The sequence below is a fragment of the Herbiconiux sp. 11R-BC genome, assembly GCF_049472555.1.
Classification (GTDB): domain Bacteria; phylum Actinomycetota; class Actinomycetes; order Actinomycetales; family Microbacteriaceae; genus Herbiconiux.
In genome coordinates this window covers 1,070,221-1,092,812 of sequence record NZ_JBCEBO010000001.1, presented here as the reverse complement: position 1 = coordinate 1,092,812, position 22,592 = coordinate 1,070,221, and the positions used below count along the sequence as shown (strand labels likewise).

Here is a 22,592-nt window from a genome sequence, read left to right as displayed (position 1 = left end):
CGCTGCGGCGCATCCGGATGGCACGCTCGCGGCGTTGTCATCGTCGCCGACAGCGCTGCTCTCGGCTCCTCTCCCGCCTTGCGATCGCACCACTCGGGCACGTCCTCGCGGGGCCGCCGAATCGTCAGACCCGCCCTATTGCGGGTCTCTCGTGCGCCCGGGTGGGCTCTCAGGCGTCCTCGGGCCGCAGCGAGCGCAGGTAGCCGGCGAAGCCGCCCGGCGTGCGCCCGAGCAGCCGACCCGAGGTGGTGACCACGGAGTCGGGCAGGATGGCGACGGGCCGGCCGAGGGCGTGCACCGCCCGCACGAGCGCCACATCCTCGTGCTCGGCGAGCGGTGCGAACCCGCCGGCGGCGCGGTAGACGTCGGCGCGCACGCCGAGGTTGGCGCCGTGCACCGGTCGTTCCTCGCTGAGGTACGAGGTGCGCCAGGCGTGGAATTCGGGCTCGGGCAGTTCGCTCTGCTCAGGCTGCACCCGGCCGAGCGCGAGCACGGCACCGGTGTGCGCGACCGCGAGGTGGGAGCCCAGCCACGACTCGGGAACGGTGGAGTCGGCGTCGGTGCTGCAGACCCAGTGGTGTCGCCCGGCGGCGGTGCCGACGCCCTCCAGCAGGTGCGCGACTCCCCGCAGGCGGGCACCCCCGACAGAGGCCTCGGCCACGGTGATCACCTCGACGGGAGCGCCGAATCCCCGCGCGATGGCGGGTGAGCGGTCCGTGCAGGAGTCGAGCACGACCACCAGCCGCACGAGGGGGAGCGGCGTCGCCGGCGCGCAGCTCTGCCGGAGGTGGGCGGCGCTCCGCAGCACCGACTCGATGCAGGCGCCGAGGTGCGCCTCCTCGTCGCGCACCGGGATCACCACGTCGAGGACATCGATGCGCACGGAGGCGGGCTCGTGCGCGGTCATGAGCCGAGCATCCCCTCGGTCCGGGCTACCGAAGCGACCGGCGGGTGGACGAGCACGACGAGCACGAAGTCCTCCTCCTCGTGGCGCGCGAGCGCCTCGAGACCCGGGTGCGCGTCGAAGGCTGCCGTCACGCGGTCTCCCGGATGCTCGTCACCGTCGAGCACATGCCTCCAGTGGCATATGACGAGCGCGCCATGGTCCTCCAGGGCGTCGGAGCACTGCCGGACGAGTTCGTCGAGCTCGCCGCCGTGCAGGTAGTAGGCGAGCTCGGAGGCCACGATGAGGTCGAAGCGGCCCGCCGGCCAGGCCGCGGGGAGCTCCGCCACCTCGAACCGCGCGTGCGGCAGCGCCCGGCAGCGACCACGAGCGGCATCGACGGCACGCTCGGAGAAGTCGAGGCCGAGGAACTCGTCGCTGCGGAGCGCCAGTTCGTGCGAGAGCACCCCCGTCGAGCAACCGAGCTCGAGCGTGCAGCGGGTGCGCTCGGCGGGGAGCGACGCCAGCAGCACCGCCCGCTTGCGCCGCTCGTACCAGCTCGATTCGACCCGCCAGGGGTCGGGGTCGCGCTCGAGCATCCGGTCGAAATGGGCGGAGGCGGCGCCGGTGGCGTCGGGCCGCTCGGCGTGAGCCCAGTCTCTGGGGTCGGCCAGCGCACTGCCGGCCCGGTACGCCCGGGCGCTGCCGCCCCAGTCTGCCCGATCACTGCCGGACTGATCGGGCTGAGCACCCCCGGCAGGGTCGGGCTGCTCGGCCTCGGCTCCGCCTGCCTGTTCGGCCCCAGGTGATGACACCGCTTGCACGAAGAGCTCCAGCGGACGGTCGAAGTGCTCGAGGAATCCGGCGTGCAACAGCACCTCATCGCCCGGGCGGTCGCTCAAGGGCTGCACCTGGCTGCGGTGCCGCGAGAGCGCCTCGCGCTTGGCGGCGGCGCCCGCCGGGCCGACGGGCGAAGCGGCGATGAGCGACCACGGCACGTCGTCGGCCTGTCCCCAGTGCCAGAGCCAGATCGGGTACTCCAGCAACTGTGCGCCCGTCGCCGAGGCAGCGGTCTCGGCGGCGAGTGCTGCCGCCTGGTGATCGGGATGGCGGTCGCCGCGCCACGGCGCGACCACTAAAGTGTCGGCGTCGAGCATCCCGGCGAGGTGCTCTGCGAGCTCGTCCTGGCGCTGATCGAGGCCGCCGTCGGGCAGGCCGAGGAAGACGAGCCGCGCGCCCGGATGAAGGAGCCCGGAAGCCTCGGCGGACTCGCGCCGCCGCAGCTGCGCGAGCGTCGCTCGCGAGTGCGTGAGCGAGTCGGGATGCGACGCCTCGCCCAGGCTCGCCACCACGATCGTCGCCGGGAGCCCGAGCTGCGCGGCCCGGTGCAGCAGCCCGCCGGCGCCGAGGGTCTCGTCATCCGGATGCGCGGCCACGAGCACCAGGCGCGTCACGCCCTCGAGGTCCAGGGCCGGCAGATCGCGCCCGGCGAGCATACGTCGCCATTCGGCCTCGGGCGTTCCGGTGTCGGAATGCGTGAAGCTCATGCGCGAGCCCCGGCGGCGCGGCTCGGCCCGGACGAGGCGTTCGGCATGCTCGAGTCGTTCGGCAAGCTCGGGGTGCTCGGGGTGCTTGGGGTGCTTGAGGCGCTCGGCGTGGCCGAGGTGGTCGGGACACTTGGCGTGGTCGGGGTGTTTGGCGTGGCCGGGGTGTTTGAGGTGCTCCGCGTGGTCGAGGTGCTCGATCCGCTGGTCGTCGTCGTGGGCGTGGTCGCGGTGCGCGGGGCGCTCGGGGCGCTCAGCCGCCCGAGCCGGGCGAGGTCGCGGTCGCCGTGGTCCTGAAGCAGGTAGAGCGCGAGGTCGCTCGTCTGCGCCGCGAACCAGGGGTCGAGGGCCGCGGGAGCCGGACCCAACGCGTGCGCGGCCTCACGCAGAACGCTCTCGCACGCCTCGCGCACCACGCTCCGGGTCAGCTGGGCGAGCTGCGCCGGCGTGCGCCTCTGTGTGGCCGGTCCACCGGGCACGAGGCGGGGTGCACCGTCGCCCTGCCGTCCGGCTTCCGCGTCGCTCTCCCGACGGGGTGCGTCGATCGCCGTCGCCGCGGCGTGGAGGGCGAGCTCGGCGGTGTAGAGCGCCGCCTCCGCGCGGCCCGCGTGCAGCCACAGGAGGTCCGTGTCGCGGTGGGCCGCGGCATCCTGAACCCGTCGGGCGATGCCCCGCGCCGCCCCCGTCCAGCACGCGGCCACCCGGATGCCGCCCCACTCGAACCCGGGGCGCTCGAGATACCACCCCGCCTCGCCCACCGGCAGCGCCGGAACCAGCGCGAAGTCGGCCGGCCCGCTCGTGACGCCCGGCAGTCCGCGCGCCACCCAGGCTTCCGGGTGCGCGGTCACGCCCGCGCTCAGATCGACGGCGAACAAGCGCCGGCCCTCGGGGGTGTGCGCGGTGACGAGCGCGTGGCTCAGGCGGTCGGCGAGGGAGCACCAGGGCTTGAGGCCGTCGAGCGTCCAGCGCCCGTTCTGCTCGCGCGCATCGAGGCGGGTGTCACCGCTCTCCGCGGCGAACACGCCCCACGTGCTGTGCGCATCCGCGCCCACCGCGTCGAGATCGACCGGATCGGGGCACTCGGCCAGGATCGCGAGCGCATCGATGTGCGGCTCCACCACCCGCGCCGCCATCGCGCTGCCCTCGGCGACGGCCGCCAGGATGCTGTGGAGCGTGGATTGCGACGCGTTGTGGAGCTCATCGCCCGCCGTCAGCCGCGCGGCGAGGCGCAGGGCGGCACTCACATCGTCCGCGACGGCTTCGGCCTCGCGCTGGAGGGCCTCGATGTCGTGCGCGCGCGGACCGGCTTCGGAGGAGAGGGGCATGCTTCCTGCCTACTCCGAGTCGGCCGTCCGCACAGGGGCTTGACAGGTGCGGCGCCCCGGTGCCGCCCTCCGTCTCGTCGCCCACCGGGTCGCGTGCCCGTCCGGTCGCGCCCTCGCCGGGTCGCCCGCCGGCTCGCGCCGTCGTCCGGTCGCCTGTCAGGTCGCGCCCTCGTCCGGTCGCCAGCCGGCTCGCGCGCCGGTCGGGTTGCGCCTCCGTCCGGTCGCCGGTCGGGTTGCGCCTCCGTCCGGTCGCCGGTCGGGTTGCGCCTCCGTCCGGTCGCCGGTCGGGTTGCGCCTCCGTCCGGTCGCCGGTCGGGTTGCGCCTCCGTCCGGTCGCCCGTCGGGTCGCGCCCCGCCGGAGTGCGCTCGCGTCCGCCATTACTTTGACCTCGCGCCGCCGGTCTCCCCGAGGTGCCCGCCGGCGCGCGCCCGGGCGCTCAGACCTCGATCGCGCCGCCGGTCTCGGCGAGGTGCTGCCGGAGCGTGACGCTCGGGTCGGCTGCCTGGCGCGCCCGGTAGCCGGCGAAGTCGAGCTGGCTGCGCAGGGAGCGGCCGGCGCGCATCCGTTCGGCCTGGGCCGACTCGGTGGACTGGATGGCGCGCGCCGCGTCGAGCACCTCCCCGATGCGCTCGGGGCCGAGGAACAGGATGCCGTCGTCGTCGGCGAACACCAGGTCGCCCGGAAGCACGGAGGCGCCGTCGAGGTAGGCGCTGAACATGGGAGTGCCCGCCGGCGGCACCCGGCGCGGGCCGAACGGGAACGCGCCGAGGCTGTGCAGCGGCAGCCCGATCTCGTGCAGCTGCGCGGTGTCGCGGTGGCGGCCCCACACGATCATGCCGGCGAGGCCCGCGCTCTGCGCCTCTAGCACCATGAGATCGCCCACGCAGGCTTCGTCGTGGCGCCCGGCGTTGTCGACCACGAGCACGCTCCCCGGGGCTGCGTCGTCGATGGCCTGCAGGATGACGTCGACGCTCCCGAGGTGGGTCACGGGCACCGCCGGGCCGTCGAAGCAGGCGCCCGGCGCGAGCGGCCGCAGGCTCGCGGGGCCCGTGCGCACGGGCACCCCCACCCGCAGCGAGGCGTCGGCGATCGTGGCGGTGGGCAGCGGGGGAAGCGGGGACTCGGAGTTGCTCATCCGCCCATCCAAGCCTCTCGCCCCACGCTCCTCAAGGTGCCACGGCCGCCCCCGTGGCTCCGTGCTCGACACAACGGAGGAGAATCGGGGGTCTCGTCGACGTATTGCACTCGTACCTCCCCTTTTTCCTCCGTTGTCACGCGCTGTTCGGCGACCCGAAGGTGCGAACGAGCGGCGCGGGCCGGGCGAACGCGAACTACGCTGAGGCGGTGACCCGCGCATCCGATCGTCTCCGCCGGCTGGCCTGGGGGCAGGGGGCGGGGCTGCCGCGCGACGTGGTCGTGCTCGGGGTCGTGGCGTTCTTCGTGATGCTCGGCTTCGGGGTGGTCATCCCGGTGCTCCCGGTCTACGTGCGGAGCTTCGGCGTGGGCTACTTCGAGGTGGGCGCGGTGGTCTCGGCGTTCGCGGTGATGCGGCTCGTGGCGAACCCGTTCGTGGGCAAGCTGATCGACCTCGGGGGCGAGCGCGTCATCCTGGCCGTGGGCATCGGCGTCGTCGCACTGTCGAGCGCCTTCGTCGGCTTCGCCGACAGCTACCTGCAGGTGCTGCTGCTGCGCGGAGCGGGCGGCATCGGCTCGGCCATGTTCTCGGTGGCGGCGATGACGCTGCTGCTCGCCTCCGCCGATCCGGCCGTGCGCGGGCGATCGGTGGGCTTCTACCAGGGCGGGTTCCTCATCGGCGGCATGGCGGGTCCCGCCGTGGGCGGGCTGCTCGCCGGCATCTCGCTGCACGCCCCCTTCTTCTTCTACGCCGGCACACTCGTGGTGGCCGGCACCGTCGGGCTGCTGCTTCTCGGCAAGCACCACCGCGACCCGGCAGCGGTGCCCGAGCCCGCTCGCCCGTTCCGCGAGGTGCTGCGCGACACCCGCTACCAGGCCGCGCTGCTCGCGAACCTCGCGCAGGGCTGGTCGGCGATGGGGGTGCGGAGCGCCCTCATCCCGGTGCTCGTGGTGGAGTCGCTGCACGGCGAACCCGCGTGGACCGGCATCGCCTTCGCGATCGCCGCCGTCGCCCAGACGATCGCGCTCCTGCCCGCCGGCCGCTTCGTCGACACCGTGGGGCGCCGGCCGGCCATCATCGCCTCCTTCGCAGTGGGCGCGGTCATCATGCTCGCCATCCCCTTCGTCACCGAGTTCTGGCTGCTCGTCGTGCTGCTCGTGGTCTACGGCGTGGCCGCCGCGTTCATGGGCACGGCTCCGGCCGCCTCGGTGGGGGATGCGGCAGGGTCCCGGGGCGGGCAGCCGGTGGCGGTCTTCCAGGCGTTCTCCGACGCCGGTGCGATCGCCGGGCCGCTCGTGGCAGGACTGCTCGTCGACACCCTCGGCTTCCCGGCGGCGTTCGGCTCGGCCTTCGTCCTGATGGCGGCAGCCTCGCTCTTCGCCGTGCGCATGCCCGCCCGCCGGCCCGGTCGCCTCCCCCAAAAACAAGGGGATTCTGCGTGACACGCCGCGCCGGATCCTAGCTGGGCCGGAGTGTCGCCAGAATCTCCTTGTTTTTGGTGGGGGTGAGGGACGCCGTCAGGAAGTCGACGAGGGTGTCGATGAGGAGCACCCGTGACGCGGCACGGCGGTACTCGTGCCCCTCGCCTGCGAGCTCGAGGTAGGAGACCGGCCGGCCGAGCTCCTGCAGTGCCGCCACGATCCGGTGCGCCTCGCCGATCGGCACGTTCGTGTCGAGCTCGCCGTGCACCACGAGCAGCGGCACCGCGATGCGTGCAGCCTCCTCGAGCGGCGAGATCGACCGAAGGAAGGCCTCGTCGTCGACCGGATGCCCGTACTTCGTCACCGCGGCCGCCGCGATCCACGGTTCGGTCTCCTCGTAGAAGTGCAGGAGGTGCGACATGCCGCAGATGTCCACCCCGGCCGCGAACACCCCAGGGGTGAACGCGAGCGCCGCAAGCGTGAGGTAGCCGCCGTACGACCGCCCGGTCACGGCGATGCGGTTCGGGTCGGCCACTCCGATCTCCACGAGGAAGCGGGCCGATGCAGTGACGTCGTCGAACGCGCCCTGCCGTCCGCGCACGTCGTCGGCGTGCCCGAACTCGCGCCCGAACCCCGAGGACCCGCGCACGTTCGGCGCGAACACCGTGATGCCCGCGGCGGCGGCCGCTTGGTGCTGTGCGCTGAAGGTGGGCCGCTCCTGCGACTCCGGACCCCCGTGCAGGTGCAGCATCGCCGCTCCCGGCCCGGCGAGCGCGTCGTTCGCGGCCTCGTCGGCGGCCCGGTACAGCCAACCGGTGATCTCGAGCCCGTCGAAGGAGGTGAAGCGCTCGAAGGTCGGCACCACGAGCCGCTCGGGGGGCAGCTCCGGCACGGCGGTCACGCGGGTCCACGCGAAGCCCGCGGTGTCGAGCCGCCACAGCTCGCGCGGGCGCTGAGGCCCCTCCACCGAGAGCAGCACGCTCGACCCGTCGCGGCTCAGCACCGGGTTCGTGGCCACGGCGCCGGGCAGCCCCGGCACGGGCTCGAAATGGCCCGAGTGCGTGTCGTAGAGCTCGAGCTCGCTGCGCCCGGCCACGTTCCAGACGAGCAGCAGCAGGCGCCCGGCGTCGTCGGCGTCGAGTGCCTCGAGCTCGGCGTCGGCCCGCTCGGCGAGCACGACGGTGGGCCGGCTCCAGTCCGCGGGGTCGACCGGGTAGGCGATCAGCTGCCGCCGGGGCAGCCCCACCTCGGTGGCCGCATAGACCACCGCCGGTGCCGACTCCCCGGGAGGCGAGGGCCGGATGAACGCCACCTCGGTCGCGCCCCGCGCCGGGTGCGGCATGACCGGGTGGTCCTCGTCGGACGCCAGATCGACGACCACGCAGAATTCGTGCCCGCGCTGCCCGTCGCGCATGACGAGCATCCGCTCGCCCGCCGAGACGTCGAGCACGTGGATGAGGGAGCCCACCGCCAGCAGCTCGAGCGACCCGGTCACGGGGTCGGCCAGGTAGGCGCGGGTCGGCTCGCCGGGCTCGGATGCCGGGATGCTCACCACCACGCGATGCCCGCTGCGCGTCCACGGCCCGAGTTCGGCGTGCACGGCGGGGTCGCCGGAGATGCGGCGCGCATCCGTCCCGTCGGGCCGCACCACCCAGACTTGGCTGCGCACGCCGCCGTCCGTCGCCACCGCGCAGGCGAGCCACGCGCTGTCGGCCGACCAGCTCACCGAGATCACCGGGTCGTCGCAGAACGACACTCGCCGCGCCTCGGGCAGCTCGACGGCGCCGGGCGCGGGCACGTCCTGCACCCACACCTCGGGCGAGCCGCCGCGGTCGCTGAGGAAGGCGACGCGCTGCGCATCCGGGGTCATCGACGGGCCCCAGCTGCCCCAGGCTCCGACCAGGGAGTCGACGAAAGCACTCATGGTCGCCTCATCCCCCTCACCGGATCCCCCGCTCCTGCAACCACATCTCCAGCAGCGCGAGCTGCCACAGGGCGTTCGAGCCGAGAGTGGTGCGTGTCTCGTTGGGCGCGGAGAGCATCCGTTCGACGACGGCGGGTTCGAAGAGGCCCCGCTCCCGGGCGGCCGGGTCGGTGAGAGCCTCGCGCACGCGGGCGAGGTAGGGCCCCTCGAGCTGCCGGATGGCCGGCACCGGGAAGTAGCCCTTCGTGCGGTCGATCACCTCGTCGGGCACGATGCCGCGGCTCGCCCGCTTGAGCACGCCCTTGCCGCCGTCGGCGAGCTTCAGCTCGGGCGGGATGCTCGCCGCGAGCTCCACGAACTCGTGGTCGAGAAAGGGCACCCGGGCCTCGAGCCCCCACGCCATCGTCATGTTGTCGACCCGCTTGACCGGGTCGTCGACGAGCATCACCGTCGTGTCGTTGCGCAGGGCGGCATCGACGGCGGTGCCGGCCCCGGGCGCGGCGAAGGCGGCCTCGATGAACGTGGTGGCGGCATCCGTGCCGCTCAGCCAGCCGGGCTTCAGGATGCGCGCCAGCTCGGCCCGCGGCCGGTCGAAGAACACCCTGGAGTAGGCGGCGACGGCGTCCTCACGGGCGACCCCGGCGAGCGGCGGGTACCAGTCGTACCCGCCGAGCACCTCGTCGGCGCCCTGACCCGACTGCACGACCTTCACCGATGCCGACACGTCCTGGCTGAGCAGGTAGAAGGCCACGCAGTCGTGGCTCACCATCGGCTCGCTCATCGCGGCGATCGAGCCGTCGATGCCGGGCAGCAGGCGGTCGCTCGAGATCGGGATGCGGTGGTGGTCGGTGCCGAAGCGCTCGGCCACGAGGCTGGAGTACTCGAACTCGTCGCCCGACTCGCCGCCGGCGGAGTCGAAGCCGATGCTGAAGGTCTGCAGATCGTGCTGGCCCGCCTCGGCGAGCAGGGCCACCACGAGGCTCGAGTCGATGCCGCCCGAGAGCAGCACCCCCACGGGCACGTCGGAGACCATGCGCCGCTCGACGGCGGTGCGGAGCGAGCCGATCAGGGCGTCCTCCCAGTCGCGCTCGCTCCAACCGACGCGGTCGGGGTCGCGGTCGAAAACCGGGGTCCAGTAGACGTGGTCGTTCCAGCTGCCGTCGGCCTCGATCATCCGCACCGTCGCCGGCGGCAGCTTGCGCACGCCGTTCAGGATGGTTCGGGGCGCCGGCACGACGGAGTGGAAGGTCATGTAGTGCTCGAGCGCCGTCGGGTCGATCGAGGTGTCGACGTCGCCGCCCTCGAGCAGCGCCGGCAGGGTGGAGGCGAAGCGCAGGCGCCCCGGGCGCTCGTCGAGATAGAGCGGCTTGATGCCGAGGCGGTCACGGGCGAGCATGGCCCGGCCGGAGGCGTGCTCGACGATCACGAAGGCGAACATGCCGAGGAGGTGATCGACACAGTCCATGCCCCATTCGGCATACGCCTTGCCGATGACCTCGGTGTCGGAGGTGGAGAAGAAGCGGTGGCCTTTCGCTTCGAGCTCGGCGCGGAGCTGCCGGTGGTTGTAGATGCAGCCGTTGAACACGATGGTGAGGCCCAGCGGCGCATCCACCATCGGCTGGCCGCCCGCGGCCGAGAGGTCGATGATCGAGAGCCGCCGGTGCCCGAGCGCCACTCGTCCGTTGGCCCAGAGGCCGCTCCCGTCGGGCCCGCGGTCGCGCTGGCAGGCGGTCATGCGGTCGACCGCGCCCAGATCGGCGGAGCGCCCGTCGAAGCGCAACTCTCCCGCGAGCCCGCACATCAGGACACTCCCGCTTCGCCGGGAAGGCCCGCTCCGGATGCGGTGGGCGCGCCGTTCGCAGTCGCTGTCGCCGCGGGCGCCGTCGTCGCGGGCGCGGTCGTCGCGGTCGTCGCGGTCGGCGTCGTCTCGATCGGGCCCGTCATGGGCGCCGACGGCGCCAGGATCCAGGTGTCCTTCGCCCCTCCGCCCCGCGAGGAGTTCACCACCATGCTGCCCGAGGGCGCCACGCGGGTGAGTGCGAGATCGGCCACCGTGAAGCCGCCCGGCGCATCCGGATCGGCGTAGACGAACACCCGCAGATCGACGTGACGGGGCTCGAGCACGGTGCCCTCGCCGGCTCCGGCGGCCGAGGCGAGCCCCGCATCCGGTTCGGTGAAGGTGGGGTGCGACGACAGCGGCACGACCTCCTGCGCCACCCAGTTGGCAGGGTCGGCCGCGATCTCGGCCCGGCGGGTGGCGACGGCCGCGGCACCCGAGGCGGGGCCGATCAGCACGCCCACGCCGCCGTGCCCGTCGACCGGTTTGGTCACGAGCTCGCCCACGCGTTCCAGAACGGCCCGGCGCTCGGCCTCGTCGCTCGTGCGGTAGGTGGGCACCTGCTCGAGCAAGGGGCGCTCGTCGAGGTAGTAGCCGATGAGGCCCGGCACATTCGCGTACATCGCCTTGTCGTCGGCCACGCCGTTGCCCGGTGCGTTCGCGAGGAACACGGCGCCCGCGGCGGCCACGGCCATGATCTCGGCGCCGATGGCCCGGCCGGCCGAGTCGCGCGCGTCGGGCAGCTCCACGTCGAGGCGCACGTAGAGCGCGTCGAGCGGGCGGCCGGATGCGCGCTCCACCACGCGGTCGCCCCGCACGTCGAGCTCGTCGAGACCGAGCAGCAGCAGCCCGGCGCCCTCGGCGAGGGCCTGGTGCTCGAACCAGGCGCCGCTCGCGGGGCCCGAGCTGACCAGGGCCGCGAGCGGCTCGGTGCCACCCTGGCCCGTCCGGTTCGTGCCCCCATCTCCGGCGGTCGCGGCGTCAGTCGAGGCCGTCGCGCCGGCGTCGGGCCCGCTCGTGCCCGTGCTGCCTGCGGCGGCGTCGCCGGCGGATGCGGCACCTGGGCCGGTCACGTCCGGGTCCGGCGCCGTCGCGCCGCCCCTCGGCACCCCCGCGAGCACCGCCCGGCGCAGCACCCCGAAGGCGCTCTCCGGCGACAGCACGCCCTCGGGCCGCGGAACCTCGCCGGCCACGTCGTCCATCAGCCGCCGGATCGCCACGGCGTACGCGGCTCCGCTCGGGTTCCGCACGTTGTCCTCGAGCACCCGCCAGCCGCCGAACTCGTTGCGCACGAGGTCGAAGCCGAGCACAGCGGCGCGCGGCGTGCCCGCGGGGAGCGAGCGGGCGGCCTCGTGCCAGCCCGGCGCATCCCGCACCGCATCGCGCGCGAGAACGCCGTCGTTCAGGATGCGCTGCTCTCCGTAGACGTCGTCGAGGAAGGCCCCGATGGCGCGCGCCCGCTGCGTGAGACCGGCGGTGATCTGCTTCCACTCGTGGGCGTTGATGACGCGGGGCACGAGGTCGACCTCGAAGAGCCGGGTCTCGCCGTCGACGCCGAAGGTCAGCCCGTGCGAGCGTGCCCACTCGCGGCCGGCGCGCATCCGCTGCACCACGACCGAGGGCTCGAGCTGCTCGTAGTGCCCCACGATCTGCTCGTAGGCGGCCCGAGGCCGCGAGCCGGGGCCCACGGCCTCGTCGCCGGCGCGGGTGCGATAGGTGCGCAGTGCCGGAACCGCGGGTGGGATGCCGCCGGCCGGGCCGTGCGTCTCCTCCACCGCGAGCTTCACCACGGCGTCGAGCTCGCCGTGCTCGGCGAAGGCGGCGCGCTGCCGATCGGCCGAGTTGCCGCGCGCGAGCAGTGTCTCGGCCAGCTCGACCACCTCCTCGTGGTCGCCGAGCTCCTCGAGCTGGGGGCGCAGCCGCCGGATCAGGTGCCGCACGGCATGCGCGGCGGCGGTCGGCCGCGGATGCGGGGTGTCGTCGAGCAGGTCGCCCGTGAGTCCCGAGCGCGCGGCCTGCCACATCGCCGCGCGGTGGATGGGGGCGGCGACCGGCGTGTAGGGCCGCCCGGCGAGGATGTCGACCTCGGCCGCCCGCACGGTGGCGCGGAACAGTCCGGCGATCAGCACGGCGTCGTCGACGATGGGGCAGGCGTCGCAGACCCGCAGTTCGAGGGTCGGGGCGTGCGAGGAGGGGCGCACCTCGAAGTAGGCCATCTTGGAGTCGGCGATCACCCCGGTGGCGATCAGGTCGCTCAGCAGCTCGTCGTACTCGGCCGCCGAGCCGATGGGCCCCGTGGCGCCCGCGCTCGGCCAGCGCTGCCAGATGATGGAGCGGATGCTCGAGTAGCCCGTGTCGTGCCCGTTCCAGTAGGGCGAGCTGGCCGAGATCGCCAGCAGCACCGGCAGGTCACGCGAGACGCGCTGGGCGATCTCGACGGCCAGGTCCCGGTCGGAGACGCCCACGTGGATCTGGGTTCCGCAGATCAGCTGCTCGTCGACGAGCAGGCGGTACTGCTCCTGCATCCGGCCGTAGCGCCCGGTGGTGGTGAGCTCGAAGTCGGCGAACTCGGAGCGCGGTGCCGTGCCCACGCAGGCGATGCCCACGCCGTCGGGTGCGGCGGCGTCGATCACGCCCTTGCGGAGCCGCAGGATCTCCTTCCGAAGTCCGTCGAGGCTGCGGGTGACGTCGGTGTTGGTCTCCACCGTCGTGCGCTGGATCTCGGCCGAGTAGTTCTCCCCGGGCAGCCGGGAGAGGATCTGCGGCGCTCGCGCCGACAGCTTCCCGCTCTCGAGATCGATCAGGTGGAGCTCTTCTTCTGCCCCCAGGGTCAGCTCGGCCGCCATGGGCTCACCATACGGCGGTGCGGCGCGGTGCGGCAGAAATCGTCCGGGGTTCCCAGCTGGGCCCCGCCCGCCCCCCGCCGAAACGACGGAGATCCGGCCCCAACCTCGCCAACGACGGACTGACGTGCCTTCCTGACGCAAGAACTCCGTCGTTCCTGACGGGTGCGGCAGCGGATGCGCACCACGGCGCGGCCGGGGGCGCGCAGCCCACGAGGGCTGCTCCGCGTCGCCGCCTCCGCGCGGCTTTCAGCTACCCGCCGGACGGTATCCGGGGTCCCCGGCGGGGGCCGCGTCTAGACTGGCGCGCGTGCTGATCCGCGACGGTTTCCCCGGCCAGCGGCTGCGGGTGCTGTCGCGGCCGAGCGTGGTCGAGGCGCTCGCCGCGCCGGTCACCGGGCGGCTGCTCGTCACCGACGCCGGGCACTTCCCGCACGCCGCCGAGCACGGGCGTTCGCGGCCACGGGGCGCGGCGGAGGTGGTGGTCATCCTGTGTACGGGAGGCGCCGGGCGGGTGGAGTTGCGCTCGCGCCGGCACGAGGTGCGGCCGGGTGACGTGCTGGTCATCCCCGCCGGCGAGCCCCACCGGTACTGGGCCGACCCGCGCGATCCGTGGACGATCTGGTGGATGCACGTGGCCGGCTCCGACGCCGCGACCTTCGTGACCGCCATCACCGGCGCCGGAGCGGGCGCAGGACCGCGCACACCGGGCGCGGGCGCGGGCTCGAGAGGATCGGCGGGCACCGTCGCCGACCTGGCGGACCTGGCGGACCTGGCCGACGCGGCGGACCTGGTCGACCTGGCCGACCTGGCCATCGTCGCCGACCTCGCCGCCACGGTGGACCCGGCCGACGCCGCCGACCCGGCGGACCTGGCCGACGTCGCCGGCCTCGCCGCCCTCGCCGCCGCGGCGGACCCGGCCGATGTGGCCGCCGCATCCGATTCCGATGCCGCGGCCGAATTCTCCCCGGTCATCGCCGCGCACGACCCCTACGCCGCCCGGGCCTCGCTCGAGCACGTGCTCGTCTCGCTCGAGCGCGACGAGACCGTGGCGAGCCTGCGTTCGGCGAGCGGGGCGGCGTGGGCGCTCCTCGCGCAGCTCTCCGCCGACCGCGCGCGCGGCACCCAGGAGGCGGGAGACCCCATCCTCTCGGCGCAGGACTACCTGCGCGAGCACCTCGACACCACCACGAGCGTGGCCGAGCTCGCGAAGATGGCCGGCCTCAGCGTCTCGCACTTCGCGGCCCGGTTCCGCAAGGCCTCCGGCATGGGCGTCGTGGAGTACCACAAGCGCCTGCGCAGCGCCCGCGCCCGCGAGCTGCTGATCACCACCGAGGCCTCGGTGGCCGACATCGCGCACACGGTCGGCTACACCGACCCCTTCTACTTCTCCCGCCAGTTCCGCGCCATCAACGGCACGAGTCCCACCGAGTATCGCGCCGCCTTCCGCGGAAGCGGGGCCTAGCTGATCGGCAGGGCCTCCCCTCGCCCTGGCCGCCCATTCAGCAGGGCTTGAGCGCGGCCACCCCGGCTCCGAGCGTGTTCGGCCCGCCGACCAGCACGATCTTCGTGACGTGCAGCCCGCGCATGGTGTCGAGCGTCGCCTGGGGCACGCAGTCGGGTGCCGCCAGGAACACCCGCGAGCGCTCCTGTGCGGCCAGCGTCGTGGCCGACAGGGCATCGGGGAAGTTCAGCCCGCTCACCAGGTAGGCGGTGCTGGTGAGGGTCGGAGGCGCGAAGTACCCGTTGAGCGTGTTGAGGTTGCGGTTGACGGCGAAGCGGTCCTCGCCGCCGATCCGCGAACCGGGTCCGTCGTACTTGTTGAAACTGCCGAGGTCGTTGACCAGATTGTCCGTGATCGACGCAGGGCCGCCCACGGCGGACCCCGAGATGCCGGTGCTGAAGATGTAGCTGCGCGTGTCCGCGTCGAGCTGTTGCGCGAGACCGTCGACGAGCACCACGGGTGCCCGCCACGCCGCCGCGACCGCGCCGGACGACAGTGCGTCGGGGAAGTTGCGCCCGCTGGCGACCAGGAGGCTCTTGGCCTCCAGGGGAGTGCCGAACGCAGCCAGGTCGAGGGCTCGCGACACGGCGTAGCGATCGGCGCCGTCGATGCGGGTGGTCGTCTGCGCGAGCGGCTGGAGTTGGTGCAGAACGTCGTCGCCGACCGAGTTCCTCCCGCCGACGATCACGATCTCGCGCGGGTCGAGACGCTGGATCTCGGTGCGCACGGCAGCCGGCAGCGATCCGGGCGTCACCAGGAGCAGAGGCGCGTGGTGGTAGGCGGCGGCCGGACCGGCGCTCAGTGCATCCGGCCAATTGAGACCGTTGGCGACGTACACCTGGTCGACCCCCGGCGCGAAGCCGGCTTGCGAGGCTTCGACCGAGACATCGAACCGGTCGGCCCCGGTGAGTCGGGATGCGACAGCCACCGCATACGGGGGGAGCACCGCGTCGACTCCCGAGAGTACGCTGTCGCGTCCCACGTCGAAAGTGCGTGCCGTGCTCGGGTCGTCGCTTCCGGCGAAGGTCACCCCGAAGCGGGTGGGCGTGGAGGAGGAGTCCTGGCTGAACTTCACGATGTACCGACCGGGGTTCGAGGCCGTCGATCGTGTAGCGGCCGTCAGTGCCCGCGCGCGCGGTGGCGGTCGGGTCGCTTTGGTAGCCTGCCGCCGGATCGAACAGATAGGCCTGGGCGATGGAGTCGGCCACCGGGCCGCCGGAGGTCGTGACCGTGCCCGAGATGTGCCCGCCTTGCGGAACGGTCAGGCGGAGGCCGGTGATGTCGTGATCGGTGACCTCGATCACCGTCGCCGCGGTGCGATAAGGGGTATCGCCGTAGTACCACTCGTTCGTGTAGTCGCCGATGTTCTCGAGCCAGATCGACACGCTCAGGAGGTAGCGTCCGGGCGGCACCGAGTCGAATCCGAATCCGCCGTCGGTGCCCACACTCGCCGGATAGTCGCCCACCAGCGAACCGCCGAGCGTCGTGAGACTGGCTCCGCCTCTGGGGAGATGGCAGTTGGGATAGGGGCAGTCGGGTGCCTCGGGGAAGAAAACCGACCCGGAGATGTGGTAGCTCGTGGTCGGCCACGCGGCCTGCGCCGGGGCCGCGACGGCGGCGCTTCCGGTGACGACGGCGATCGCGGCGATGGCGGCGACGAGCGCCGTGATGATCCTCTTCATGTGTACCCCCGACGCACAGGATACTGGTCGCTCGTCGACACGTGGTGACGAAGCCCAGCCCAGCGCCCCCTCAGCGCAGCAGCGGCGCCAGCCGCCGCGCCCCGTCGGAGAGCAGCTCCAGCACGGCGCCGGGCTGCTCGATGCGGATGCGCGGGGCCGAGAGGGTGAGCCCGGCCACGAGCTCGCCGCGCGGCCCGCGAATGGGCAGCGCGAGGCATCCGAAGCCCGGCGTGAACGCGTCCACCTGCCACGAGCGCCCGGTCGCGGACACCTCGCGCCGCAGCGACTCCTGGCGTTCGGGCGAGGCGCGCAACTCCGGGCGCACCGAGGCCGGCAGCGGCGAGCCGGTCTCGAGCAGCTCCGCCACGAGCAGGCGGCCCATCGCCGAGGCGTCGAGCTCGGCGAACAGGCGCGCCTCGTCGGCGAGCGGGAAGTCGGGATCGGGGTCGACCACGCGCATCCGGTCGTGCTCGTAGCGCACGAGGTGCACCCCGCCGCGGATGCCCGACCGCAGCTCCTCGACGACGGCGACGGCGGCCTGGGGTGGCCGCACGGGCGCCACGAGGTGCGCGAGCTCCACCACCTTGCGGCCCAGGGTGAAGCCGCGGAGATCGGGCATGCGCACGAGGTACTCGTCCTGCACGAGCAGATTGATGAGCCGGTAGGTGGTGGCCCGGGGCATCCGGAGATTCTCCGAGACCTCCTGCGCGGTCACGCCGGCGCCGCACCGCGCCACCTCCTCGAGCACCGCCAGGGCGCTGTGCACGGCCTTCGGCTGCCGCGCCCGCAGATCGGCGGGAGGTGCGGGGGAGGGGAGGTGGCGCGCCTCGTCGGTCACCCGCATCAGCTCCCGGTTCGCCCGTCGCCGCCCGGCGCGTCATCGGGATGCGCCGCGCCGCCGAGCACGTCGGCCGCCACGGGCACGTCGTAGACCCCGATGGTCTCGATGAGCCACGGATGCCGGCGCCGGCGCGCGAAGTAGTACGCGCATCCGGCTGCCAGCAGCAGGAGGAACACCACCACACCGATCCAGCGCGCGCTCGCCGACTCCACCACGAGGTACACCACGACCCCCGCCGCGAGCAGTGCCGCCGCCGCGAAGGCGCGCACGGCGACGCCGGCCGTGAGCTCGCCGATGCGCCGCAGGAACACCGGGGCCGCCACGCACACCAGCACGTAGGCGGTGATGTAGCCGGCGGCGGCCACCACGATGAGCGTCTCCATCGTCTCCCAGAGTCCCCAGCCGAGAGCGATGCCGATCATCGGCACGAGCGCCACCACCGGCACGCTCACCGCGGCGGCCACGTGCGGAGTGCTGAAGCGCCGGTGGGTGGCGCCGAAGGCGGGCGGCACAACGCCCTCGCGACCCATCGCGAAGAGCACGCGGGCGAGCGCGGTGGTGGAGGCGATCGCGCAGGCGAGGAAGGAGGTGGCGATGCTCACGTCGAGCAGCAGCCCCATCCATTCGACGCCGTAGGCGCCCGCGAGGTCGTTGACGGGCGAGGCGCTCGAGGTGAGGTCGAGGCCGAGGGCGTTGAAACCCACGATCTGGCTGTAGGTGGCCACGAGGTAGAGGGAGCCCGACACGATCACCGTCCACACGATGGCCCGCGGCACCGAGGCGAACGGACGCCGGGCCTCCACGCCGAGGGTCGACGAGCTCTCGAAGCCCACGAACGCCGTGAGCGCGAGCACCGCCCCCACGGCGAAATTCGCGGGGGTCGAGCCGGCCAGGCTGAAGGCGCTCCAGTCGATCGCGGGCCCCGTCTGAACGAGCAGCGTCACCACGAGCACGAGGATGATGCCCACCGACACCGTCTCGATCAGCAGCGTGAGCCGGGTCGACAGGCGGATGCCCCGGATGATCACCACGAGCACCACGAGCGCCATCGCGGCGATCAGGGCGACGGCGAACAGCGGCGTCTGCGGGATGCCCGGCCAGACCCGCCCGAGCAGGATGGCCAGGTAGTACCCGGCGCCGGCGAGGGCGAACATCGCGATGAAGCCGTAGCCGATGAGCATCGCGCTGCCGGCCACGAAGCCCGCGCCGGTGCCGAGTCCGCGCGAGACGTAGGTGTAGAGCGAGCCGGTCGCGGCGATCCGCCGGGTGAACTGGTTCACGGTCACGGCCACGAGCAGCGAGAGCAGCATGGCCACGCCGAGCGCCCAGAGCGTGGCGCCGCCGGCCACCACCGCGACGAGCATCGGGATGGTCGTGGCCGCCGCCGAGGGCGCCACCGCCGACACCGACTGGGCCAGCACGTCGACGAAGCCCACGCTCCGGCGCTCGAGGCCGTCGACGGGCGAGCGCGTGCCGAATCCGGGAACGGGAGGGGGGTCGGCGATCGCGCGCTCAAGTGCTGTCACGGTGGGCCTCGAATCTGTGGTGCGTGCGCTCATGGTACGAACCATCCATTGCAGCGGCGCGACGGCCGTGTTTCGGGCACGTGATTTCCAAATGAGACGGCGGGCCGGAGCTGTCTCATTCGGGATGCCGTGAAGCTTCACGCGCCGGTGACAGACCCGCAACGCCGGCGGAGCAGTCTGGACCGCAACGCACCTCGCCCCGCCCCACCCCAGAATCGACGGAGCCGGACCCGCATTGCGGCCTCAGCATCCGTCGTTTTCGCCAAAGCCCCCCGATCTCCGTCGATTCGCCAGCCGCCATCCGCCCCCGACCGAAGGACCACGCTCATGTCCGTCACCAAAGACCCCGCCGCCCTCACGGGCGCACCGCATCAGCGCAGCCTCAAGGGCTCGCTCGGCGTGACCGCCATCGTGTTCATGGTGGTGGCCGCCGCCGCCCCGCTCACCGTCGTGGGCGGCGCGGCCCCGCTCGGCATCCTGCTCGGCAACGGCGTCGGGTTCCCGAGCCTCTACGCCATCTCGGCCGTGGTGCTCCTGCTGTTCGCGGTGGGGCTCGCGGCCATGACCCGGCACGTGCCGAAGCCGGGCGCCTTCTTCACCTTCGTCGGCTACGGGCTCGGAAAGCCGGCGGGGCTCGCCTCGGCCTTCCTCGCGCTGCTGACCTACACGGCCATCCAGGTGAGCGTGCACGGCTACGTGGGCTACATCCTCGAGGTGACGGTCACCGGGCTCGGCGGCCCCGACATCCCGTGGTACTTCTACTCGCTCGCCGTGATCGCGATCGTCGGGTTCCTCGGCTACCGCCACATCGACCTCTCGAGCAAGGTGCTCGGCATCCTGCTCGTGGGCGAGGTGGGCATCGTGCTCGTGCTCGTGGCGGCCGTGGTGTTCTCCGGCGGCGCCGAGGGGCTCTCGCTCGCCCCGTTCGAGCCGAACAACATCTTCTCGGGCGCCCCCGGCGTCGGTCTCATGTTCGCCATCGCGGCCTTCATCGGCTTCGAGGCCACCGCGATCTTCCGCGACGAGGCCAAGGACCCCAAGCGCACCATCCCGCGCGCCACCTACACCGCCGTGATCGGCATCGGCGTGTTCTACACCCTCGCCTCCTGGGGGCTCGTGATGGCCTGGGGCCCCGACAACGTGCTCGGGGTGGCCGCCGAAGACCCGGGGGCCATGATCATCGTCACCACCGCGAAGTACCTCGGCGTGGTGGGCGAGATCATCATCAACGTGCTGCTGATCACCTCGATGTTCGCCTGCGTGCTGTCGTTCCACAACGTCATCACCCGCTACCAGCACTCCATGTCGAACGCCGGAGTGCTGCCGAACGTGCTCGGCGACGTGCACCCGAAGCACCTCTCGCCGCACACCTCATCGCTCGTGCAGACCGTCACCGCGGCCGTGCTGATCGTGGTCTTCGCGATCATGGGCCTCGACCCCGTGTTGCAGGTGTTCACCTGGTTCGCGGGGGTGGCGACGCTCGCGATCGCCATCCTGATGGCCGTCACCTCGCTCGCCGTGATCGTGTACTTCGCCCGCACCCGGCAGGACACCCGGCTCTGGAACACCGTGATCGCCCCCGCCCTCGGCTTCCTCGGGCTGATCGGCTCGGCCGTGGTGATCGTGGCCTACTTCCCCCTGCTGGTCGGCGACGTGGATGCCGCGGGCTCGCCCGTTTTCGGAACCGTCAGCCTCGTGCTGCTCGCCCTGATCATCCTGTTCCCCGCGTTCGGGCTGGTTCAGGCCCTCGTGCTCAAGCGCACGAACCCGGCGGTCTACGCCGACATCACCGAGGCGATCAGCGACTCCTCGGCCGCCACCGTCCCGGCCGCCACCGAGTAGCCACCCTCCTCGCCCTCCTCACCCTCCCGAAACGACGGAATTCGCCTGACTCCGCGGACCCAGCCACCGTCGTCTCCTCGAAACCCTCACGACCTCCGTCGTCTCGCACCAACACGTTAGGAACCGCACCCATGACCATCACCGACACCGACCTCACCGCCGCTCCGGATGCGGGCGCCGGCTCCGCGCATCCGCTCGCCAGCCTCAGCACGGCCGAGTTCACGCGCATCCGCGACATCGTGACCGCCCAGCCCGACTTCACCTCCACCACCCGCTTCGCCTACGTGGGGCTCGACGAGCCGCACAAGCGCGAGGTTCTCGCCTGGCAGGCGGGGGAGGGCCTGCTGCCCGAGCGGCGTGCGCGCGTGATGCTGCTCGACATGGCCACGAGCCGCTCCACCGACAACGTGGTGTCGTTGACGTCGGGTTCGGTGCTGTCGACGACCGTGCTCGACGGCTCGGCCGGCCAGCTGCCGATCCTGGTCGAGGAGTTCGAGGCCGTCGGCGCCATCGTGGCCGAGGACCCCCGCTGGGTCGAGGCGCTCTCGCGCCGCGGCCTCACCGTCGACAACGTCATCTGCGTGCCGCTCTCGGCCGGCTACTACGACTTCCCCGAAGAGGTGGGTCGGCGCATCCTGCGCGTGCTGGCCTTCCGCATGGATGCGCCGAACGACCACCCCTGGGCGCATCCGGTCGACGGGCTCTCGGCCTACGTCGACGCGGCCACCCGCACGGTCACCCGGCTCATCGACGCCACCGACCTCGCCGTGCCCGAGACCTCGGGCAACTTCGACGACCCCGAGCTGCAGGGTGCGCCGCTGGCCACCCTCAAGCCGATCGTCATCACGCAGCCCGAGGGGCCGTCGTTCACGGTCGACGGCGAGAACGTCACCTGGGGCAACTGGCAGTTCCAGGTGGGCTTCGACACCCGCGAGGGCCTGGTGCTCCGTCAGCTCGCCTGGGCCGACACGCGGCCGGATGCTGCCACCGGCCTGCCGCCGGCGCCCCGCCCCGTGATCTACCGCGCCTCCATCGACGAGATGCTCGTGCCCTACGGCGACCCCTCGCCGGTGCGGTTCTGGCAGAACTACTTCGACACCGGGGAGTACCTCTTCGGCCGCTTCACGAACTCGCTCGCGCTGGGGTGCGACTGCGTGGGCGAGATCACCTACTTCGACGCCGTGCTGGCCGACGAGCTCGGCAACCCGTTCACCATCGAGAACGGCATCTGCATGCACGAGGAGGACTTCGGCACCCTCTGGAAGCACTCCGACATGTTCACCGGCTCCAACGAGGTGCGGCGCTCGCGGCGTCTCGTCATCTCGTTCTTCACCACGGTGGGCAACTACGACTACGGCTTCTACTGGTACCTCTACCTCGACGGCACGATCGAGTGCGAGGCGAAGCTCACCGGCATCCTGTTCACCTCGGCGTACCCCGGGCTGTCGGCCGACGGCTCCGACTACCCGTACGCCTCCGAGGTGGCCCCCGGGCTCGGCGGCCCGTACCACCAGCACCTGTTCTCGGCGCGACTGGACATGACCGTCGACGGCGTCTCGAATGCGGTCGACGAGGTCGACGTCGTGCGGGTTCCGGTCGGGCCGGGCAACGAGCACGGCAACGCCTTCACGAAGGGCGTGACGCGGCTCACCACGGAGGGCTCGTCGGGCCGGGTGGCGGATGCCTCGGTCGGCCGGGCCTGGCACATCACCTCCACCTCGGAGACCAACGCGATGGGCCGACCCACCGGCTACGTGCTGCTGCCGCAGGAGGCGCCGACGCTGCTCGCCGACCCGTCTTCGTCGATCGCGAAGCGTGCCGAGTTCGCCACGAAGCACCTCTTCGTGACGGCCTACGACCCGGCCGAGCGCTACGCGGCGGGCGACTTCGTGCACCAGAACCCGGGCGGCGACGGCATCACCAAGTTCATCGCCGATGACGCCTCGATCGACGGCGAGGACATCGTGCTGTGGCACACCTTCGGGCCCACGCACTTTCCTCGCCCCGAGGACTGGCCCGTGATGCCGGTCGACTACGCCAAGTTCACCCTGAAGCCCTACGGCTTCTTCGACCGCAACCCGGCCCTGAACGTGCCGGCGCCGGCCGCGGCCGAGGGGGCGCACTGCGCGCACCACGGGTCGGATGCGGGCGCGGCGGCGTCGGGGGCGGCGGCAGCGGGCGCGCACGACCACGGGTCCCACGACCACGCGGGGCACTAGCCCCTCATCAGCCGGCGAGACGTCACTCTCCGCGCCAGCTCGGGTGCTTTGGTTCGGGAAGTGAC

At 72.7% G+C, this 22,592-nt stretch carries 14 protein-coding genes; 4 read left to right on the top strand and 10 right to left on the bottom strand.

Annotation, left to right across the window (positions count from 1 at the left end; genetic code table 11):
• Positions 1–169: 169 nt before the first annotated feature.
• The 4 genes from VD659_RS04775 to VD659_RS04760 form a co-directional block, all read right to left on the bottom strand.
• Positions 170–907, bottom strand: a complete 738-nt coding sequence (locus VD659_RS04775) for a glycosyltransferase (protein ID WP_423259972.1) — start codon at positions 905–907, stop codon at positions 170–172.
• Positions 904–2,430 carry a PIG-L family deacetylase gene (locus VD659_RS04770; RefSeq protein WP_423259971.1) on the bottom strand — a complete coding sequence of 509 codons (1,527 nt, stop codon included), beginning with the start codon at positions 2,428–2,430 and terminating at the stop codon, positions 904–906. The genes VD659_RS04775 and VD659_RS04770 overlap by 4 nt, the downstream gene beginning before the upstream one ends.
• Positions 2,427–3,752, bottom strand: a complete 1,326-nt coding sequence (locus tag VD659_RS04765) for an acyl-CoA dehydrogenase (protein WP_423259970.1) — start codon at positions 3,750–3,752, stop codon at positions 2,427–2,429. The genes VD659_RS04770 and VD659_RS04765 overlap by 4 nt, the downstream gene beginning before the upstream one ends.
• Before the next feature lie 437 nt (positions 3,753–4,189).
• On the bottom strand, positions 4,190–4,888 hold the full coding sequence (locus VD659_RS04760) for an RraA family protein (RefSeq protein ID WP_423259969.1): 699 nt from the start codon (positions 4,886–4,888) through the stop codon (positions 4,190–4,192).
• 209 nt (positions 4,889–5,097) lie between these two features.
• Between VD659_RS04760 and VD659_RS04755 the strand changes: the two genes are divergently transcribed.
• A complete protein-coding gene (locus VD659_RS04755; RefSeq protein WP_423259968.1) occupies positions 5,098–6,330 on the top strand; it encodes an MFS transporter in 1,233 nt (410 codons plus the stop codon).
• 16 nt (positions 6,331–6,346) lie between these two features.
• Here the strand turns inward: VD659_RS04755 and VD659_RS04750 are convergent, their stop codons facing one another.
• The 3 genes from VD659_RS04750 to VD659_RS04740 are packed head-to-tail and all read right to left on the bottom strand — an operon-like array spanning position 6,347 to position 12,916.
• Positions 6,347–8,233, bottom strand: coding sequence for a S9 family peptidase (locus VD659_RS04750; RefSeq protein WP_423259967.1), 1,887 nt, complete (start codon positions 8,231–8,233; stop codon positions 6,347–6,349).
• 16 nt (positions 8,234–8,249) lie between these two features.
• The gene (locus VD659_RS04745; RefSeq protein WP_423259966.1) at positions 8,250–10,034 is read right to left on the bottom strand and encodes an N-acetylglutaminylglutamine amidotransferase; all 1,785 of its coding nucleotides are present in this window, start codon (positions 10,032–10,034) and stop codon (positions 8,250–8,252) included.
• On the bottom strand, positions 10,034–12,916 hold the full coding sequence (locus VD659_RS04740) for a glutamate--cysteine ligase (RefSeq protein ID WP_423259965.1): 2,883 nt from the start codon (positions 12,914–12,916) through the stop codon (positions 10,034–10,036). The genes VD659_RS04745 and VD659_RS04740 overlap by 1 nt, the downstream gene beginning before the upstream one ends.
• Positions 12,917–13,223: 307 nt before the next feature.
• Between VD659_RS04740 and VD659_RS04735 the strand changes: the two genes are divergently transcribed.
• Positions 13,224–14,378 (top strand): helix-turn-helix domain-containing protein, encoded by a 1,155-nt coding sequence (locus VD659_RS04735; protein ID WP_423259964.1) that lies wholly within the window; start codon positions 13,224–13,226, stop codon positions 14,376–14,378.
• A gap of 37 nt (positions 14,379–14,415) precedes the next feature.
• On the opposite strand, the gene VD659_RS04730 is transcribed toward VD659_RS04735, so the two are convergent.
• The 3 genes from VD659_RS04730 to VD659_RS04720 form a co-directional block, all read right to left on the bottom strand.
• Positions 14,416–15,492, bottom strand: coding sequence for a cell wall-binding repeat-containing protein (locus VD659_RS04730; RefSeq protein ID WP_423259963.1), 1,077 nt, complete (start codon positions 15,490–15,492; stop codon positions 14,416–14,418).
• 677 nt (positions 15,493–16,169) lie between these two features.
• The gene (locus tag VD659_RS04725) at positions 16,170–16,937 is read right to left on the bottom strand and encodes an IclR family transcriptional regulator (RefSeq protein ID WP_423259962.1); all 768 of its coding nucleotides are present in this window, start codon (positions 16,935–16,937) and stop codon (positions 16,170–16,172) included.
• Between the two features lie 5 nt (positions 16,938–16,942).
• Positions 16,943–18,466 carry an APC family permease gene (locus VD659_RS04720; RefSeq protein ID WP_423259961.1) on the bottom strand — a complete coding sequence of 508 codons (1,524 nt, stop codon included), beginning with the start codon at positions 18,464–18,466 and terminating at the stop codon, positions 16,943–16,945.
• A gap of 327 nt (positions 18,467–18,793) precedes the next feature.
• On the opposite strand from VD659_RS04720, the gene VD659_RS04715 reads away from it, so the two are divergent.
• Positions 18,794–20,308, top strand: a complete 1,515-nt coding sequence (locus VD659_RS04715) for an APC family permease (protein WP_423259960.1) — start codon at positions 18,794–18,796, stop codon at positions 20,306–20,308.
• A 131-nt stretch (positions 20,309–20,439) separates the two neighbouring features.
• The gene (locus VD659_RS04710) at positions 20,440–22,527 is read left to right on the top strand and encodes a primary-amine oxidase (protein WP_423259959.1); all 2,088 of its coding nucleotides are present in this window, start codon (positions 20,440–20,442) and stop codon (positions 22,525–22,527) included.
• The last annotated feature ends 65 nt before the right edge of the window (positions 22,528–22,592 follow it).